We start from the raw sequence: 17873 nt of genomic DNA, 5'->3' as shown, positions 1-17873 counted from the left end.
ATATCAGCAGCCTGAATAAACAGCGACAGCATTTACCGGTTAATACTGGCATTCTGCGTTGCAGGGGCTCTCTTCATTATTGTGTACTCATGATCAGATTAGCAGTAACTGCATGGCTTGCGTAGCTACAATTCTGACATGTTTCACAATAAGATGGCAGCGCGGGCAGATATCAGCGGGTTTTCTCTGTGCCGCCATCGTAATCTGGCTTGCAGAGCCACATTGGCGCTGGCCATTGAGCCCAGCTGCACAGAACGGCAGCCATTTAAAGCCGGACAATTGTTACAGTAGGGCAAAATAATTAAGGCAGTCTTCCTGGCTTTCCTATATAGTACGCCCCCCTTAAGAAAACCGACGAGTCGGGCCTAGCCGTGTGAGCAGTAGAGTGCGAACCAGAACGGCCAAGCCCTTCCTCTACTACACACAGGTACAATATGACTGATACTACCCCTACAGGCTTTGCGAGCCTGGGCTTACCTTTTTCTATTCTTCGTACACTGGAAGAACTGGGCTATGAAGCTCCGTCTCCGATCCAGGCCGAAAGTATTCCCCCACTGCTGGAAGGCAAAGACGTTCTGGGTATGGCCCAGACAGGTACCGGTAAAACCGCTGCCTTCGCGTTGCCACTGCTGAGCCGCACCCAGGCCGATTTTAATTCGCCACAGGTTTTGTGTCTGGCGCCTACCCGTGAGCTGGCGCAACAGGTGGCTGAAGCCATCAGAACTTACAGCAAGTACATTCCGGGCATTGGTGTTACCGCGATTTACGGTGGTGCCGATTACGGCAGCCAGCTGCGTGAACTGAAGCGCGGACCACAGTGGGTTGTGGGTACTCCGGGACGTGTTATGGATCACTTGCGTCGTGGCACGCTGAACCTGGCGGATATTAAAGCCGTGGTTCTGGACGAAGCCGACGAAATGCTGCGCATGGGTTTCATTGACGATGTGAACTGGATTCTGGAACACACGCCGCGTACCCGTCAGGTGGCTCTGTTCTCGGCGACGATGCCGCGTGAAATTCAGCGTGTTGCTGAAACTCACCTGAAAGATCCGGTTGAAGTAAAAATTCAGACCAAAACCACCACCAACGATAAAATTCGTCAGCGTTACTGGTTTGTTGCCGGTGCTCATAAAAATGATGCACTGCTGCGCATTGCTGAAACCGAAGAATTTGATGCCATGATGGTGTTTGTCCGAACCAAGCAGGCAACAGAAGAAGTAGCTGATTTTATGCAGGCCAACGGTTTTAAATGTTCGCCATTAAACGGTGACATTCCACAGGCGCTGCGTGAAAAAGCGGTTGAGAAACTGAAAGCCGGTCAGCTTGATATTATTGTCGCGACCGACGTTGCTGCCCGTGGTCTGGACGTTGAGCGTATCAGTCACGTAATCAACTATGACATTCCGCAGGATACCGAATCCTACGTTCACCGTATTGGCCGTACCGGTCGTGCGGGCCGTAATGGTGAAGCCATCGTATTTGTTCGTGGCCGTGAAAAACGCATGCTGCGCGATATTGAAAAAGCGACCCGTCAGGCCATTGAAGAAATGCCACTGCCGACCGCTAAAATGGTGAACGAAAAACGCCGCGAACGTTTCCAGGCCCAGATTCTGGATGCGATTCACCCAGAGCGTAATAACCAGTACCGCGAAATGATCGAGACCATTCTCAGTCAGAACCCGGTCGATGCACTGGACGTTGCTGCCGCACTGGCCGCTCTGCTGCAGGGTGAAAAATCCCTGTTTATTAATGAACAGACCGATGCCCGTATGGCCGATGCCCGTGAGCGCGAACTGCGCAACGAAAGCCGTGGTGAGCGTCCATCCCGTGATCGTGACTCCCGTGGCGATTCGCGTGAGCGTGGCCCGCGCAGTAAAGCATTACCAGACGAGCGTCCAAAGCCATTAAAAGGTCATCCTGAAGTGGAAATGACCCGTTATATGGTTGGTATTGGTTATGACGATGGCCTGAAGCCGGGTAACCTGGTGGGTGCCGTTGCTAACGAAGCGGACCTCGACAGTGATTACATCGGCCACATTGAAATTTTTGATAATTTCGCCGTGGTTGATTTACCGGAAGGTATGCCAGCTCCGACCATGGGCAAACTGCGTAAAGCACGCGTTTGTGGTCGTCCACTGGAAATTAAAGTGTATAAAGAGTCTGAAGTACCGCAGGGTGGCGCGGGTGCTCCACGTCGTGCCCCGCGTCGCGCCGAAGGCCAGAGAGACGGTTTTGCCAAGAAACCTGCGCGTGCTAAACCACGTGACAACGGGGCTCCGGCACCGGGTACCCGTGCACCACGTAAGCGTCGCGAAGCTTAATATTAATTAAGACTGCGCAACGTCATTAAAAGAACCGGCCAATGGCCGGTTTTTTTATGTCTGCCAATATTTTCATGACAGTCATGTTTTTCCTGCACCAATATTTTCCTCCGCCAATATTTTTCCTGCGGAAATAAAAAGCCCCGGTTAAAACCGGGGAAAAGGACAGACGAAAAGCTGAATACCCATGTTGATCAGTGGCTGATCATCCATGGCCGCATTCCCGGAAACATTTTATTGCCGTCAGCGGTATACATCAGATTGCTGCGGCGTTTGGTGTCACAGCCACAACCATTATGATGTTTGTGCTTATGTTGATGGCGCTCACGTTTTTCCTGCTCACGTTCGTGATACTGGCTGCTGGTCATAAACTCCGGTTCATGTTGCGCTTTTTCGTTACGCTCCATGGCCTCTTTGGTTTCTTTCAGCATTTTGGCCAGATGCGGTGGCAGCATAATAATGCGCGCCGACAGCGTTTGGCATTGTGGACAGGCCGTTGGCTGGTCGTGTTTTTCCATGGTTGCCAACTCCTGGAACACGCCATGCTGCGGACATTTGTAGTCATACAGTGGCATACAGAACTCCTCCTTATTTAAGATTTAAGATCCGGAGCTTTCGGAATATCAATCGAACCATCCAGATGTTTAACCGGCCCGTTGGCATTCGGCTGGATATCAAATTCAAAAATATCCGTCGGCAACCATAATGTCGCACAGGAGTTCGGAATATCCACTACGCCGCTGATATGGCCCTGGATCGGCGCACAGCCAATAATTGCGTAACCCTGTGCTTCGCTGTAACCAAACTGGGTCAGATATTTAATCGCATTCAGGCAGGCCTGGCGGTAAGCAATGCTGGTGTCCAGGTAATGCTGTTTTCCGTTTTCATCCACCGAAATACCTTCAAAGATCAGGTAGTCATCGTATTTTGGAACCATCGGGCTCGGTTTGAAAATAGGATTTTTAATCTGATATTTGGCCATGCCATCTTTAATCAGATTAACCCGCATATGAATCCAGCCAGCCATTTCGATGGCGCCACAGAAGGTAATTTCGCCATCACCCTGGCTGAAGTGCAGATCGCCAACGGATAAACCGGCACCATCGACATACACCGGGAAGTACACTTTTGCCCCGCGGGTTAAGTCTTTAATGTCGCAATTACCACCGTGTTCACGCGGCGGTACGGTACGTGCGCCTTCTGCGGCCGCAGAATTACGCTCGTCGCCTTTCATACGGCCCATGTGGGCGGTTTCGGCATACGGCAGACAGGCCAGTTGTGGGGTGCGGTCTGGTTCGGTATCAAACAGTTCTTTTTCCCGTGTATTCCACATATCCAGCATCTCGCGTGATGGCAGACAGCCAATCAGGCCGGGATGCAGAATACCGGCAAACTCGACACCGGGAACGTGGCGGGATTTGGTATAAATACCATTAAAATCCCAAATGGATTTTTGTGCTTCCGGAAAATGATTATCCAGAAAACCACCGCCGTTTTGCTTGGAAAAAAAGCCGTTAAAGCCCCATTGCTGTTCGGCAAAAGCGCCAATATCAAGAATATCGACTTCCAGCAGATCGCCTGGCTGCGCACCTTCTACAGAAATCGGGCCGGAGAGAAAATGCACTTTGGTCAGATCAACGTCACGTACATCGGAGGCGTCATCGTTGTTTTCAATTTGTCCGCCGGTCCAGTCAAAACACTCAACAATAAAATCATCGCCGGGTTTTACCGTAGCGACCATCGGAATATCCGGGTGCCAGCGGTTATGCACATTGTCGTGCTCATAAGCGGATTTATTCAGATCAATCTTGATGATGGTATCAGTCATGGTTTGCTCCTTGAGTGGCCTTAACAGCCTCTTGGTTCAGCGTATTACCGGAAAATGGAAAACGCCGGTTAAAGTTTTATATGCCTGTCAGCCACGTGCTGAGCAGGCTGCAATTCGCATTCTTTTACACAGATAAATAACGGCTGATGGTTGCCTGATCGGCCTCTGCTACCGGAACGTCGAGCACGATGGCACCTTTTTCAATCACCAGAATGCGGTCGGCAATATCGAGGGCAAAGCTCAGTACCTGCTCAGATACCAGAATGGATAAATTGCGCTGTGTACGGATTTGCTTCAGCGTGCGCGCCATTTCTTTAATAATGGATGGCTGGATACCTTCCGTCGGCTCATCAAGCAGTAACACGCTGGGATTGCTCGCCAGGGCGCGGGCAATCGCCAGTTGTTGTTGCTGGCCGCCGGATAAATTACCGCCACGGCGGTTTTTCATTTCATCCAGTACCGGAAAAAGGCTGTAAAGGTCAGAAGGAATCTTGCGCTCACCGGTGCTGGTTAATCCGGTTTCGATATTTTCTGATACCGTCATGGTGGAAAAAATCATCCGTCCCTGCGGTACAAAACCAATCCCGGCACCCACGCGTTCGTAACTTTTTAAGCCGGACAATTCTTTTCCAGAAAGCGTCAGGCTGCCTTCTTTACTGGGAATCATGCCGATTAATGACTTCATCAGTGTGGTTTTACCCATGCCATTGCGTCCCAGAATGGCGACAATTTCTTTCGGTTTAATGCTCAGGTTCAGATGGCGGATAACATCACTCTGACCATAGGCAACGCTGTAATCGGATACTTCGAACATACAATAACCCTCAGTGGTCGGTATCAGTGGCCAAGATAGACTTCGATGACTTTAGGATCAGATTGCACCCGCTCCATGGAACCTTCAGACAGCACCTGGCCCTGATGCAGAACCGTTACCCGGTCGGCGATATCGGCGACAAACTGCATGTCATGTTCAATCACCAATACCGAGCGGTCTTTGGTAATACGCTGTAATAATTCGGCGGTTTGCTTACGCTCTGAAACCGACATGCCGGCCACAGGTTCATCCAGCATTAACAGTTCCGGGTCCTGAATCAGCAGCATGCCGATTTCCAGCCATTGCTTCTGGCCGTGGCTGAGCAGGTCGGCGTTCATATCGAGCTTGTCACCCAGAAAAATCATGTCGGCAATTTCTTTAACCTTGGCCACCACTTCGGCATCGCGGCGAAAGGTCAGTGCGCCCCAAACATTACGGCCACGGGGAAAAGACAACTCGAGGTTTTCGAATACACTGAGATCTTCATAAATAGACGGGTTCTGAAACTTACGGCCGACACCGGCATGAACAATCTGGTGTTCATTCAGACGGGTCAGTTCGGTTCCTTTAAACTTGATCGAACCTTCAGTGGCTTTGGTGCGACCGCAGATTAAGTCCAGTACCGTGGTTTTACCGGCCCCGTTAGGGCCGATAATGACGCGGATTTCCTGTTCTTCAACGTACAGCGATAAATTGTTTACCGCTTTAAATCCGTCGAAAGACACGGTCAGACCTTCAATGCTCAGCACAAAATCTTTTTGTGCGATGGATTTATTAGTTTCCAGCATGGCTATATTCCCCGGCAGCAGATTCAGTGTCTTTGGCGTGTTGCTTTGGCTTTATTTCCTCTGGTGTCAGTACTTCAGTTTCTGATTCAGAAGCAAGCGGTTCTGCAGTCTTTTTAAAACGTTGCAAACGCGGCTCAACGTAGCTCTGATAAAGACCTGCCAGGCCATTAGGAAACGCCATCACCACACCAATAAAAAGTGCGCCCATGGCAAACAGCCACAGCTCCGGGAAAGATTCCGAAAAGCTGGTTTTGGCCCAGTTCACCAGTAACGTTCCGTAAACCGCGCCCAGGATCGACAGGCGACCACCGACGGCACAAAAGATCACCATTTCAATGGAAGGCACGATGCCGACAAACGAAGGCGACATAAAACCGACCTGCAGGGTAAACATGGCTCCGCCAATGGCAGAGAACACCGCGGCAATGCAGTAAATAAAAATTTTGAAACTGGACACGTCGTAACCTGAAAAGCGTACGCGGTCTTCACGTTCACGCATGGCAACCAGTAACCGGCCAAGTTTGCTTTTAATAATGTAGCGGGCAGCGAACAGACAGCCGATCAGCAGAAAGGCATTAATAAAATACAGAATGTATTTGGCGCTATCAGTACGGATATCCCAGCCGTGCAGCGTGCGTAAATCGGTAATGCCATTAACGCCGCCGGTATAGCCTTGCTGGCCGATAATTAAAATCGTCAGAATAGCGGCAATGGCCTGAGTAATAATGGCGAAATACACACCGCTGACCCGGCGTTTAAACATCGCCACGCCAATGATGAAAGCAAACAGTGCCGGAACAATAACAACGGCCAGTAAAGTAAAGCCAAAGCTGTGGAACGGTTCCCAGAACCATGGCAGCGCAGTCAGCTGGTTCCAGTCCATAAAATCCGGAATGCCCGGTGTCGACTGAATGGCCGTATGCTCCGGCGATGAGGCTTCCAGTTTCAGGAACATCGCCATGCAATAACCACCCAGACCAAAGAACACGCCCTGGCCCAGGCTGAGAATGCCACCGTAACCCCAGCACAAAACCAGACCCAGTGCGACAAAAGCGTAGGTTAAGTATTTACCTACCAGGTTAAGGCGGAAGATATCCATCGCCAGAGGCATCACGACGAGTAATAAGGCGGCGAGAATCAGTAAATGACTGAGCTGATAACGCCCGATAAAATCTTTGATTTTTGTCATAACAAACTCCTAGCGGCGAATTTTCAGAGAGAACAGACCCTGTGGACGCAGCATCAGAATGCCAACCACGGTCAGAAGGGTAAGAACTTTGGCGGTCGAGCCGCTGAGGAAAAATTCCATCGTCGACTGCGCCTGAGAAATGGTAAATGCGGAAGCAACCGTACCAATCAGGCTGGATGCGCCACCAAACACAACCACGAGGAAGGTATCGACAATATAAAGCTGGCCGGAGGTCGGGCCGGTGGAACCGATCATGGTGAAGGCGGAACCGGCGATACCGGCAATACCACAGCCGAGTGCAAAGGTCATGCGGTCGACTTTTTCGGTATTAATTCCCACCGCTGCAGCCATCGGACGATTCTGTACGACGGCACGGGTTTGTTTGCCAAGGCGGGATTTCTGCATCATTAAGGCAACGCCAACGGTAATAACAATGGTCAGGCCCATAACAAATAAACCGTTGATGGGGATTTCAATATTCTCGTTCAGTGCGTAAGAACCCATCAGCCAATCCGGCAGGGTGACGCCGACTTCACGGGCACCGAATACGGTGCGATACAGTTGCTGTAAAATCAGGCTCAGGCCCCAGGTGGCGAGCAGAGTGTCCAGCGGACGCTTATACAGGTGGCGGATAATGGCCCATTCAACCAGAGCGCCGAGTGCTGCGGTGACGATAAAGGCAAATATCATGGCAATAAAAAAGTAGCTGTCATAAATCGACGGCAGGTATTCAGCAAACAGGGTTGAGGTCAGGTAAGTAACATAGGCACCGAGGATCATAAATTCGCCGTGTGCCATATTAATAACGCCCATCTGGCCGAAAATAATGGCAAGACCCAGCGCCATCAGTACAAATACAGAAAATAAAATCAGCCCGGCAAACCCTTGCATAGCAAAGATCGAGGTCAGCTCGGTCATGGTGTAATCAGCAAACATAATGAACTCTCCGGTGAATAAAGCGGGTAAGCAGCGGCCCGCAGGCCGCTTAATGTCTTACTTGTAACCGGCTGGGAATGGATCGGGTTCGATCAGGTCTTTGGTTTCGTACACAATTTTGTACTGGCCGTCAGCCTGAGCATTACCAATACGGGTTTTTGACCACAGGTGATGGTTTTCATGGACCCGTACATAACCTTCCGGTGCCGTTTTCAGTTCAATGCCCGGAGAGGCGGCACGAACTTTGTCGATATCAAAAGAACCGGCTTTTTCAACAGCGGCTTTCCATAACCATGGGCCAAGGTAGGCTGCCTGGGTAACATCACCAATAACGATGTCTTTGCCCCAGCGTTCTTTAAAGGCTTTAACAAAGTTTTTGTTGTTGTCGTTGGTCAGACTCTGGAAGTATTTCATCGAGGCGTAAGCCCCTTCGATGTTTTCACCACCAATGCCCAGGATTTCGTCTTCGGTCACGGAAATGGTAAGAACCAGTGGCTTCTCTTTGGTCATATCAATACCGGCGGCTTTCAGCTGCTTATAAAATGCAACGTTGGAACCACCTACGACCGACGCAAAGATGACATCCGGTTTTTTCAGTTTGATTTTGTTAATAACCGAGTTGAACTGTGTATGACCCAGCGGGTAATACTCTTCGCCACTGACTTTCAGGCCGAGTTTTTCAATGTGCTTACGCGCAATTTTGTTAGATGTCCGTGGCCAGATGTAATCGGAACCGAGGAGGAAGAAAGATTTAGCGCCTTTTTCTTTTACTACCCAGTCAATACCGGCAAGAATCTGTTGGGTTGCTTCCTGGCCGGTATAAATAACGTTAGGAGATTGTTCCAGGCCTTCATAAAAGGTTGGGTAATACAGCATGCCATTATATTGTTCAAAAATGGGCAGTACGGCTTTGCGTGAAGCCGATGTCCAGCAACCGAATACCGCAGCGGTTTTATCTTTAATCAGTAATTTTTTGGATTTTTCAGCAAAGGTCGGCCAGTCGCTGGCGCCGTCTTCCTGGATGTATTCAATTTTACGGCCGAGTACACCGCCCATGGCGTTAATCTGTTCGATGGCCAGTTTTTCAGCCTGTACCGAACCGGTTTCGCTGATGGCCATTGTGCCGGTAACAGAATGCAGAATACCCACGGTAACGGTTTTATCGGTGACCGCCAGTCCGGTGGTATTGGCACTGTCGGCATGGGCCGTCAGGCTGGCATTGGCAAGCATAATAGCCGCCGGTACGGCCAGCAGATTCTGCAGAAAGCGGCGGCGACGTGTGCCGCTGAAGGGTTGGGATTTTGAGTGCATAGTCAGGCCTCTTTGTGACTGAGTGAGTACGTTTTTTGAGTTGAACTGAAGCCCGCTCAGAATGCGGCAGAGGGCGGCTGACAAGAATCAGCGGATTGCTCCAGAGACCTACGTCATTTGACGCATAGAGGTTGGCATGGGATGTGATTAGAGTCTGATGCCCGAAGGGAAGAACATTCGGGCTGACACAAAGAGGGATCTGTTCTGCACTGATGCAGGTGTCGCAAGGACGGGATGTCTTTCTATTTAACGCCGGAGTATTCGGCGGCAGATCAGCTGGTCAGCAGCTGGGAGAGGCAGAACAGACTATGTCTGAGCAAGTGGTGTATAAAACCCGGCGCAGCTACAACCGCTGGGTGGCAAACCAGACACTGGAAGATTTCGCCCTGCGCTTTACTGCCAAAAGCGCGCGGCGCTGGTCGGCGGCGCGTGTTTCCAATACCGCGCTGGGGGCGATTTCTTTTTTAGCGTTGGAAGCCATTGGTGCAGCGGTAACGCTGATGTATGGCTTTAACAGCGCTGTCAGCGCCATTATGGTGGTGTCTGCCATTATCTTCCTGACCGCCATACCTATCAGTTACTACGCCGCCCGCTATGGCGTAGACATTGATTTACTCAGCCGTGGGGCAGGGTTTGGTTATATTGGTTCGACCATTACCTCGCTGATTTATGCCTCGTTTACCTTTATCTTTTTTGCGCTGGAATCGGCCATTATGGCCTCCGCTATGGAGATATTATTCGGCCTGCCGCTGGCGGCAGGCTATCTGCTCAGCGCACTGATTGTGATTCCGCTGGTAACTCACGGCATTACCTTTATCAGCCGTTTTCAGCTCTGGAGTCAGCCATTGTGGCTGGTGCTGCAGTTGCTGCCGTTTATTTTTATTCTCTGGCATGAATGGTCAGCAGCAGAGCAATGGATTAATTATCCCGGTGTCGGCGAAACCAGCACCATCCCTGGTGGCAATTTCGAAAATGCACCAGAAGACGGCGGAAAATTTAATCTGATCTACTTTGGTGCAGCTTCGGCGGTGGTTTTTTCCCTGATAGCGCAAATCGGTGAGCAGGTCGACTTTTTACGCTTTCTGCCAGAGCCTGAACCCCGGCATAAACTGCGTTGGTGGCTGGCTCTGATTGGCGGTGGCCCGGGCTGGATTCTGGTGGGAGCACTGAAAATTCTGGCAGGTTCTTTTTTAGCGGTGCTGGCGGTGCAGCATGGGTTATCGGTGCTTGATGCCGCAGATCCAACCCAAATGTACCGCGTTGCTTTTGGCTATATCAGCGATTCGCCCATGGCCGTACTGGCATTGACCGGCATCTTCGTCATTCTCTGTCAGGTAAAAATTAACGTAACCAACGCTTATGCCGGATCTATAGCCTGGTCGAATTTCTTTTCGCGCTTAACGCACAGCCATCCGGGCCGGGTGGTCTGGCTGGTGTTTAATGTGATGATTGCGTTACTGTTGATGGTGTTGGGAGTTTACCAATCGCTGGAACATATTCTGGGGATTTATTCCAACGTCGCTGTGGCCTGGGTGGGTGCATTGGTCGCCGATCTGATCATTAATAAACCTTTGGGGTTAAGTCCTAAACACATTGAATTTAAGCGGGCCTATTTATACGACATTAATCCGGTCGGTTTCGGCGCTATGCTGTTGGCGTCGCTGGTTGGCATTGTTTGCTATGTCGGCGTTCTCGGCGAACTGCCGCAGGCTTTATCGCCTTATCTGGCATTGGCAACGGCATTTATTACTTCGCCCTTATTAGCCATTATTACCCGTGGCCGCTTTTATCTGGCGCGCGAGATTATTCCCCTGACGCCTGCTGTGGCCGCAGAACCGGTACAGTGCGTGGTGTGTGACAACCATTTTGACAGTGAAGATATTGCCAGCTGTCCGGCCTATAAAGGCCATATCTGCTCTTTATGCTGTACGCTGGAATCCCGTTGCCACGATCAATGCAAAGATAAAGCGCGCTTAAGTGAGCAGATGCAAACTCTGCTGGAAACTCTGTTGCCGGTCTGGCTGGTGCAAAAAATGAATCCGCGCCTGATGCAGTTCAGCGGTTTATTGTTATTAATTGCTGGTATTGTCGCGGTGTTGTTCTGGCTGGTGTATGTACAGGTGCCCGCTGCCGATTCCGGTCAGCATCTGGTCGGGGCAACCTTAATCCAGGTGTATCTGTTATTACTGATTATTGTCGGTGTATTAATCTGGCTGTTTGTTCTGGCGAATGAAAGCCGCCAGTTTGCGCTGGATGAATCGGTACGGCAGACGGAATTATTAACCCGCGAGATTACCGCCCATGAAGCAACCGACCGGGCATTGCAGCAGGCTAAAGAATTAGCTGAGGCTGCGAACCAGGCTAAGAGCCGCTATCTGGGCGGTATCAGCCATGAATTGCGCAGTCCGCTGAACTCCATCCTGGGGTATGCACAGTTGCTGGAAAAAGACAGCCAGCTACTGCCAGGACAGCGTAATAAAATCAGCCTTATCCGTCGCAGTGGTGACCATCTGGCGGATCTGATTGAAGGCTTGCTGGATATTTCCAGAATTGAAGCCGGGCGTCTGGAAATCCGCCGAGATGAAGTCGCCATCGGCCATTTATTACAGGAACTGGTAGATATGTTCCGCCTGCAGGCAGAAAGCAAAGGCGTGGAGTTTATTTATCTTCCCTGTGCTCATTTGCCGGACATGGTCGCCACCGATGAAAAACACCTGCGCCAGATTCTGATTAATCTGTTATCCAATGCGGTTAAATTTACTCAGCAGGGTTCGGTGACACTGGCGGTGCGTTATCGCAGTCAGGTCGCGGAATTTACCGTCAGCGATACCGGATTTGGTATCGAAGCGGCCGAATGCAAACGCATATTCCAGCCCTTTGAGCGCATCCGTAAACCCGGTCTACCACAAATGCCGGGTACAGGCCTTGGCCTGACCATCAGTCAGTTATTGGCCGATATTATGGGGGGCGAAATTACCCTCAGCAGCGAACCGGGTAAAGGCAGCGTATTCCGCTTGTCGATGATGCTTTCCAGTCTGGCTACATCCAGCTCGCGCACGTTACCGGCGCAACAGATCAGCGGCTTAAAAGGCGCGCAAAAAACGGTGATGGTGGTCGATGATGATGCCTCGCACCGGGGGCTGATCAGCGAAATATTAACGCCGCTGGGATTTGTGGTGCTGGAAGCGCCGGATGGTTTTTCCTGTCTGGAATCGTTTGCCGATGCCGGGGTGGATGTTTTCTTGCTGGATATCTCCATGCCGGGAATGACCGGCTGGGAATTATTGCGGCAGTTACGCAGCCGGGGCGTTAAAACACCGGTGATTATGGTGTCGGCGGATGCCGAAGATCGTCAATCGGCAGCGAATCAGGGCGGGGCAGCCTCAGTTACAGAACAATTAAACGACGCCTATCTGATTAAACCCATCCGTGATCAGGCACTGCTGGATAAAATCGCAAGCGTGTTGGAACTGGAATGGTATTACCACCGTGAAGTGATCAGCAGCGAGCGCTCTGTGACGACTGCGTCTGACAGCCTTAACTGGCGAAATATTCCGCCAGCGGAGGCGCGTGAGCTTCAGGCAATGGCCGAAATTGGTTATATCGGCGGAATTGAACTGGTATTGCAACGTATGGCCAATGCCGGAGCTGACGAGCGCTGCATTAACCAGCTGCGCGAATATGTACGCGATTATCAGTTTGCGTCTGTTATTTCCATCAGCCAGAAGGTACTTGCTAATGATCCGGGCTGAAAGCAAAGGGCTGGTATTAATCGCCGATGATACCGCCGAATCGTTAACCATGCTGAATGAAGCACTCAGTGGTGCCGGTTACACCGTATTGGTGGCGATGGACGGCATGCAGGCACTGAACATTGCCGAACGAATGGCACCGGATTTAATTCTGCTGGATGCCATTATGCCGAATATGGATGGCTTTGAAGCCTGTAAAGCGTTGAAGGACAACGTCGATTTACAGGATATTCCTGTTATTTTTATGACAGGGCTGAGTGACAGCGAACACGTTGTGCGCGGTTTAGAATGCGGCGGTGTGGATTACCTGACCAAGCCGGTCAGGTTGAATGAATTACTCGCCCGTGCGCAGGTGCATATTAATAATGCACGTAAAACCCAGAGTGCCCGTGGTGCATTGAATGAATTGGCACAGCCGGCATTTTCCTGCTCACTGCACGGTGAAATACTGTGGTGTACCCAGCGTGCTCAGGAATTACTGGCAGCACTGAATTACAACGGTGATGCCTTCGCGCAGGCATTGCAGCAGCAGGCAATTGGCTGGCTGAGCCGCGCGCCGCAAAAACACAGCCAGTTCAAACTACAGCTGGGTGAACAGGCGCTGACTTTACGCTTGCTGGGACAGCCTTATCCGGGAGAATTTTTACTGCGCCTGATGGACGAAGATGACACCTTGCTGTGTCAGGACTTACGTCAGCAGTTTGGCCTTACCGAGCGTGAATCAGAAGTGCTTTTGTGGCTGGCGCGGGGAAAAAGCAATCAGGATATTGGCCAGATTCTGACCATGAGCCCGCGTACGGTGAACAAACATCTGGAGCAGGTGTTCCGTAAACTGGGAGTAGAAAACCGCACATCGGCGGCGGCGGTCAGCCTTGGAGTACTGGCGGTTAACCATTAGCAGGCTGTTGATTTCCTATCTGCGTTGCCACTGCAGTGTTAAAAACCGACTCAAAATCACTGCTGTCCCACAGTTTGGAGTGACATTGCGTCACTCCAAACGGCAGCATTAATCGACTACTGTTTTTCAATCAGAAACGCCTTTCCGGGGCAAGCCCCTGGCCCAATGCAAGGAGAGGTATCTCCTTACGATCCTCTCTTTTCGGCGCGTCCGGCTTCATCCAGCCAACTGCAATGATTATGCGGCACGCAAAACAATTCGCCCCGGAACGACGCTTTAAAACACCCATAATTTGTATCGTTCCGGGGCAGGGTTTTGCTCTGAAGGCCGCAGAATCATCTGGTTGTCTGGCACCGCACGATCGCCGGTTTTAGCTATCCGCTCAGCCGTATTCCAGAGGAAACAACGTTTGAGACATGAAATTTCAGTTCAGCTACTTGCTCTGAAAAGCAGCAGTGCGGTGACGGTTTTCTGCGCCTCTGGGGCCGCCGCCGAAACCGTAGATATGTCTGGTCTGTCCGCAGGGATGCGGACAAGTGGCTCCGGCCATGGATGGCCGATGAGGCGCGAGGCCAGTAAATATCAAGGTTTTAAGGAATTCGGCCCAGAAAGCGCGAAGCTGGGGTCGGCCCGCCGGCAAGGGGATAAGTTCCCCTGGGAGGCATTGGGCCTTGATGTTAAAAAATGCTGTTTTGTCAGCTATGGTGCGGATTAAAAACTGTGGGACAGTAGTGGACTAAAAATGCTCATTTACGATCTGTAAACTGCGTTTTTTCGCCAGTTTTGACTGGCGCCCGCAGGCGGGTCAACCAGAAGGTTGTTGTCTCCGCTGCGCTTCGGCTGCCTTGCATTGACTGCCTCGAAACGAAAATCAACGGCCTGTCAGAGCGTGAATTAACAGGCCCTGAACTGTTACCAGGCTTCGAGTTCGGCAATCATAAATTCCAGTACATCGTGCACGCGTTTTTTTCCGGCATTCTGGCGTAACAGCACCATGGCATGTACCTGACTGGCGAGAAAACGCGAGGCGGTCAATGGGTCACGCGGGCGGTTTAATTCGTTATTAGCCATCGCCTGCTGCAGAGCTTTCTTCAGGCTCTCTTCCTGATGGCGCAAACTGGCTTTAATAAGGTTCAGGCTTTCTTCACTGAGCTGTCCTGCATTCAGGCTGGCATTTAACAGCATACAACCGGCACTGGCCTGGTCGTTCTGTAACTGCCGCTGCAGCAGGCGGAAGTAAGCGACAATGGCGGTTTTCCCTTGTTGCTCCTGCAGTGGTAATAACAGCCGGTTGAATACGGTATCGGTATATAAAACCAGTGCCTGCTGGAAAAATTCCTGTTTATTTCCAAATGTCTGATACAGGCTGTAGCGGTTAACCCCGAGTTTCTGTACCAGATTTTCCAGCGATAGCTGGCGGAATCCTTCACGCCAGAACAGCAGCATGGCCTGATGCAGTACCTGAGCGGGGTCGAATGATTTGGTTCTGGCCATTGGTGTACCTGTTTTCCGGTTCGTTGCGTCTGCTACTGAGAAATCGGCGGAGAAATCTTTCTTGACTGATCATTCTGATATTGGCTAGTGTAATCCAGAATGATCATTCTGAAAAACAAGGAATCCGTATGAAACTGTACAGCGCCAATATGGCACCCAATCCGCGTCGCAGCCGTATGGCATTGGCAGAAAAAGGCATTAGCGGTGTTGAGATGATTGATATTGACCTGGCGGGTGGTGAGAACCTGAAGCCGGAATTCCGCGAGCGCAACAGTCTGGCGAAAGTACCGGTGCTGGAACTTGATGATGGCACCTGCATTGCTGAAACCGCAGCCATATACCGTTATCTGGAAGAAATTCAGCCGGAACCGAATCTGATGGGGCGCGATGCCAAAGAGAAAGCGCTGACAGAGATGTGGGATCGCCGCATCGACAACGCCTTACTGATGCCGATTGGCCATTGCTTCCAGCATACGACCGGCTTTTTTAAAGACCGTATGACACCGGTTGCCGCCTGGGGCGAAGAAGCCGGTAAGCTGGCGGCTGCGTTCTTACCCATTCTGGAACAGCAGCTGCAAAAGCATGAATTTGTGGCGGGTGATCACTTCTCTGTAGCAGACATCACGGCTCTTTGCTCGCTGGAATTCGGTAAGGTGATTCAGTTGCGTATTACCGAAGATTTTCCGGCTATTCAGCGTTGGCACGCGCAAATGAAAGCGCGCCCGTCCTATACTGCATAACACCCTGTGCCTGCCGCCTGCCGAAACGCGCTGTGCGGCAGGTGATGATTAACCATGGAGGATGTTATGAATTCTGATCTGAATATCTGCCTGCTGGTTGCCAGCCATCGCGCCAATTCACAAAGCCGCCGCATTGCCGATTATATGAATCAGCATTTTCTGGCTGGCAAAGCCACCCTGATTGATCTTTATCAAAGCAAGTTACCACTCTGGGATGGCGAACCACTGGCAGCGGGCAGTACAGAAGAACAGGACGTCGCCGAGGTAAAAGCCCGTGCTGCAGCTGCCGATGCTTTTGTATTTATCGTGCCGGAATGGCACGGCATGGTGCCGGCAGGACTGAAAAATTTTCTGCTCTGGTGCGGTATGAAAGAACTGGCGCACAAACCGGTATTACTGGTTGGTGTATCGGCTTCGGCCGGTGGTGCCTTTGTGATTGCCGAGTTACGCCACAGCGGCTACAAAAACTCGCGCCTGTTATATCTGCCTGAGCATCTGCTGCTGCGTGATGCGAATGACCTCTGGGTGGGGCAGGAAGGGCGTATGAGTGATGTTTATCTGGAAAAGCGCACCCGTTATGCACTCGACCAGTTGATAACCTACACCGAAGCCCTGAAACCGGTACGTGATACTTTGTGTGCAGGACTGGCGGACTTTTCTAACGGTATGTCGTAAACAATAGCGGCCAGCTGCCCGGCGACAACGTGCGGACGAGAGCACACGGGTTAGAGCGCGCGGATATACTGCGCTAAATTGTCCAGCAGCTGGCCCTGTTCTTCAGGCCGCCACTGCAGGCGGATATGCCACTCCTGTTCGCCGTCAAACGACACGAAAAATGACATGCCGTCGTCGTACGGCAGAAATGAATAACCCAGAAATCCCCAGCTTTCCCCAACGGCGTGCAGATGCTGATCGTAATCGGTAAATGCCTGAATAACCTCATAACGCTCACCGGCACGCAGAAAATTATGATTATCACCGCAGTTTGCTGCTTTATGGCCGGTCCAGGTACCGGCAGGTTTCGGGCCAAAGGTCATGGGTAAAAAGACTCGTGTTGAGATAGGGCTTATCCGCTGCAATACTTGTTATTCGATTGTAATTTAATCGCGCGTAGCTCCTGAGAATTGATTATAGGGAATAGCTTTATATCTATTTATTAGGCGAGTAGCGGCTTCGTACATTTGACCAATACTAATATCGGTTCCCTTGCCTGAGACGCGAATAGTTTTTGTGCGATTTTCTAATGTTTCGGCTTTAATAAATGAAACCGTTTGAAACGATGAAATCAAACGCATAGAAAAGCAGTGATTAGAGCCGCTATCAATGTAGAATTCCTCGGCACCTAGGTGATGTTGAAAGAGTTCGTGGGGACTGATATTCCCTATAGCATTAATAGGAGGTTGAATAGGAAGTGCAGAGGCTTTCGTGATATTATTTTGAGCTACCTCCAATACGTCATCCTCGAAACAAACTTCGACTGATGCATAATATTCCGCCTTGGTGAGGTCTCCGGTTCCGTCGTCTTGATATCCTTTGGAGTCTATTTCCGCAAAATAGATATACTCCCCTAAGGCCTCTCTCCCCCAGCTGAAGACATCGTAAAGAACTTTTACTTCCTTCGACTCAGGGTCAACTGATAATAGTTCGACTATTTGCATGTGAACCTCATGACCACATAACGCCCGGCTCTGGGGCTGCATGGAGCGCAGCGGAATGCAGTGATCTTGCCCCGATAAAACGGACACGTTCATTTTCATGCTGCTATTTGCTCGTATTCCATCGGTGAGCAGTAACCGATTCCC

The 17873-nt window shown here is 50.8% G+C and carries 16 protein-coding genes; 6 read left to right on the top strand and 10 right to left on the bottom strand.

Going from position 1 to position 17873, the window contains the following annotated elements:
- Window positions 1-434 precede the first annotated feature (434 nt).
- Window positions 435-2321: a DEAD/DEAH box helicase gene (locus NYR02_RS10385; protein WP_260976302.1), complete on the top strand. Its 1887-nt coding sequence runs from the start codon at window positions 435-437 to the stop codon at window positions 2319-2321.
- Between the two features lie 194 nt (window positions 2322-2515).
- Here NYR02_RS10385 and NYR02_RS10380 read toward each other — a convergent pair whose 3' ends face one another.
- From NYR02_RS10380 to urtA, 7 genes are all read right to left on the bottom strand, one after another.
- Window positions 2516-2896 (bottom strand): zinc ribbon domain-containing protein, encoded by a 381-nt coding sequence (locus NYR02_RS10380; protein WP_260976301.1) that lies wholly within the window; start codon window positions 2894-2896, stop codon window positions 2516-2518.
- A gap of 17 nt (window positions 2897-2913) precedes the next feature.
- Window positions 2914-4149, bottom strand: coding sequence for a formamidase (gene fmdA, locus NYR02_RS10375; RefSeq protein WP_260976300.1), 1236 nt, complete (start codon window positions 4147-4149; stop codon window positions 2914-2916).
- Between the two features lie 124 nt (window positions 4150-4273).
- Window positions 4274-4963: an urea ABC transporter ATP-binding subunit UrtE gene (urtE, locus tag NYR02_RS10370; protein ID WP_260976299.1), complete on the bottom strand. Its 690-nt coding sequence runs from the start codon at window positions 4961-4963 to the stop codon at window positions 4274-4276.
- Between the two features lie 23 nt (window positions 4964-4986).
- On the bottom strand, window positions 4987-5751 hold the full coding sequence (gene urtD, locus NYR02_RS10365) for an urea ABC transporter ATP-binding protein UrtD (RefSeq protein ID WP_260976298.1): 765 nt from the start codon (window positions 5749-5751) through the stop codon (window positions 4987-4989).
- On the bottom strand, window positions 5738-6940 hold the full coding sequence (gene urtC / locus NYR02_RS10360; protein WP_260976297.1) for an urea ABC transporter permease subunit UrtC: 1203 nt from the start codon (window positions 6938-6940) through the stop codon (window positions 5738-5740). The genes urtD and urtC overlap by 14 nt, the downstream gene beginning before the upstream one ends.
- Window positions 6941-6949: 9 nt before the next feature.
- Window positions 6950-7876: an urea ABC transporter permease subunit UrtB gene (urtB, locus tag NYR02_RS10355; protein ID WP_260976296.1), complete on the bottom strand. Its 927-nt coding sequence runs from the start codon at window positions 7874-7876 to the stop codon at window positions 6950-6952.
- A 57-nt stretch (window positions 7877-7933) separates the two neighbouring features.
- Window positions 7934-9187: an urea ABC transporter substrate-binding protein gene (gene urtA, locus NYR02_RS10350; RefSeq protein ID WP_260976295.1), complete on the bottom strand. Its 1254-nt coding sequence runs from the start codon at window positions 9185-9187 to the stop codon at window positions 7934-7936.
- Between the two features lie 308 nt (window positions 9188-9495).
- On the opposite strand from urtA, the gene NYR02_RS10345 reads away from it, so the two are divergent.
- From NYR02_RS10345 to NYR02_RS10335, 3 genes are all read left to right on the top strand, one after another.
- Window positions 9496-12939, top strand: coding sequence for a hybrid sensor histidine kinase/response regulator (locus NYR02_RS10345; protein ID WP_260976294.1), 3444 nt, complete (start codon window positions 9496-9498; stop codon window positions 12937-12939).
- Window positions 12926-13837 carry a response regulator transcription factor gene (locus tag NYR02_RS10340; RefSeq protein ID WP_260976293.1) on the top strand — a complete coding sequence of 304 codons (912 nt, stop codon included), beginning with the start codon at window positions 12926-12928 and terminating at the stop codon, window positions 13835-13837. Before NYR02_RS10345 ends, NYR02_RS10340 begins: the two co-directional genes overlap by 14 nt.
- Window positions 13838-14246: 409 nt before the next feature.
- Window positions 14247-14552, top strand: coding sequence for a hypothetical protein (locus NYR02_RS10335; protein ID WP_260976292.1), 306 nt, complete (start codon window positions 14247-14249; stop codon window positions 14550-14552).
- A gap of 197 nt (window positions 14553-14749) precedes the next feature.
- On the opposite strand, the gene NYR02_RS10330 is transcribed toward NYR02_RS10335, so the two are convergent.
- Entirely contained in the window at window positions 14750-15331 is a 582-nt protein-coding gene (locus tag NYR02_RS10330) for a TetR/AcrR family transcriptional regulator (RefSeq protein ID WP_260976291.1), read from the bottom strand.
- Window positions 15332-15459: 128 nt separating this feature from the next.
- On the opposite strand from NYR02_RS10330, the gene NYR02_RS10325 reads away from it, so the two are divergent.
- A complete protein-coding gene (locus NYR02_RS10325) occupies window positions 15460-16071 on the top strand; it encodes a glutathione S-transferase family protein (protein ID WP_260976290.1) in 612 nt (203 codons plus the stop codon).
- 66 nt (window positions 16072-16137) lie between these two features.
- Complete coding sequence (locus tag NYR02_RS10320) at window positions 16138-16746, top strand: NADPH-dependent FMN reductase (protein WP_260976289.1); 609 nt, start codon at window positions 16138-16140, stop codon at window positions 16744-16746.
- A gap of 50 nt (window positions 16747-16796) precedes the next feature.
- Here NYR02_RS10320 and NYR02_RS10315 read toward each other — a convergent pair whose 3' ends face one another.
- Together NYR02_RS10315 and NYR02_RS10310 are read right to left on the bottom strand one after the other, a co-directional pair.
- On the bottom strand, window positions 16797-17108 hold the full coding sequence (locus NYR02_RS10315; RefSeq protein WP_260976288.1) for a DUF3601 domain-containing protein: 312 nt from the start codon (window positions 17106-17108) through the stop codon (window positions 16797-16799).
- A gap of 63 nt (window positions 17109-17171) precedes the next feature.
- A partial coding sequence (locus NYR02_RS10310) for a hypothetical protein (RefSeq protein ID WP_260976287.1) occupies window positions 17172-17873 on the bottom strand: 702 nt, incomplete at its 5' end.

Origin of the sequence: Thalassolituus pacificus (genome assembly GCF_025318105.1) — a bacterium.
Lineage (GTDB): Bacteria > Pseudomonadota > Gammaproteobacteria > Pseudomonadales > Oceanobacteraceae > Venatoribacter > Venatoribacter pacificus.
Note: the sequence above shows the minus strand (reverse complement) of the source record. Positions and strands in the feature narration are given on the sequence as shown.

Bases quoted from the DNA above. Each gene is read 5' to 3' on its own strand.
- urtA (WP_260976295.1), bottom strand. From the start codon at position 9,187: ATGCACTCAAAATCCCAACCCTTCAGCGGCACACGTCGCCGCCGCTTT.
- NYR02_RS10385 (WP_260976302.1), top strand. From the start codon at position 435: ATGACTGATACTACCCCTACAGGCTTTGCGAGCCTGGGCTTACCTTTT.
- NYR02_RS10340 (WP_260976293.1), top strand. From the start codon at position 12,926: ATGATCCGGGCTGAAAGCAAAGGGCTGGTATTAATCGCCGATGATACC.
- urtD (WP_260976298.1), bottom strand. From the start codon at position 5,751: ATGCTGGAAACTAATAAATCCATCGCACAAAAAGATTTTGTGCTGAGC.
- NYR02_RS10330 (WP_260976291.1), bottom strand. From the start codon at position 15,331: ATGGCCAGAACCAAATCATTCGACCCCGCTCAGGTACTGCATCAGGCC.
- NYR02_RS10380 (WP_260976301.1), bottom strand. From the start codon at position 2,896: ATGCCACTGTATGACTACAAATGTCCGCAGCATGGCGTGTTCCAGGAG.
- NYR02_RS10320 (WP_260976289.1), top strand. From the start codon at position 16,138: ATGAATTCTGATCTGAATATCTGCCTGCTGGTTGCCAGCCATCGCGCC.
- NYR02_RS10325 (WP_260976290.1), top strand. From the start codon at position 15,460: ATGAAACTGTACAGCGCCAATATGGCACCCAATCCGCGTCGCAGCCGT.
- urtB (WP_260976296.1), bottom strand. From the start codon at position 7,876: ATGTTTGCTGATTACACCATGACCGAGCTGACCTCGATCTTTGCTATG.
- NYR02_RS10345 (WP_260976294.1), top strand. From the start codon at position 9,496: ATGTCTGAGCAAGTGGTGTATAAAACCCGGCGCAGCTACAACCGCTGG.
- urtC (WP_260976297.1), bottom strand. From the start codon at position 6,940: ATGACAAAAATCAAAGATTTTATCGGGCGTTATCAGCTCAGTCATTTA.
- fmdA (WP_260976300.1), bottom strand. From the start codon at position 4,149: ATGACTGATACCATCATCAAGATTGATCTGAATAAATCCGCTTATGAG.
- NYR02_RS10315 (WP_260976288.1), bottom strand. From the start codon at position 17,108: ATGACCTTTGGCCCGAAACCTGCCGGTACCTGGACCGGCCATAAAGCA.
- urtE (WP_260976299.1), bottom strand. From the start codon at position 4,963: ATGTTCGAAGTATCCGATTACAGCGTTGCCTATGGTCAGAGTGATGTT.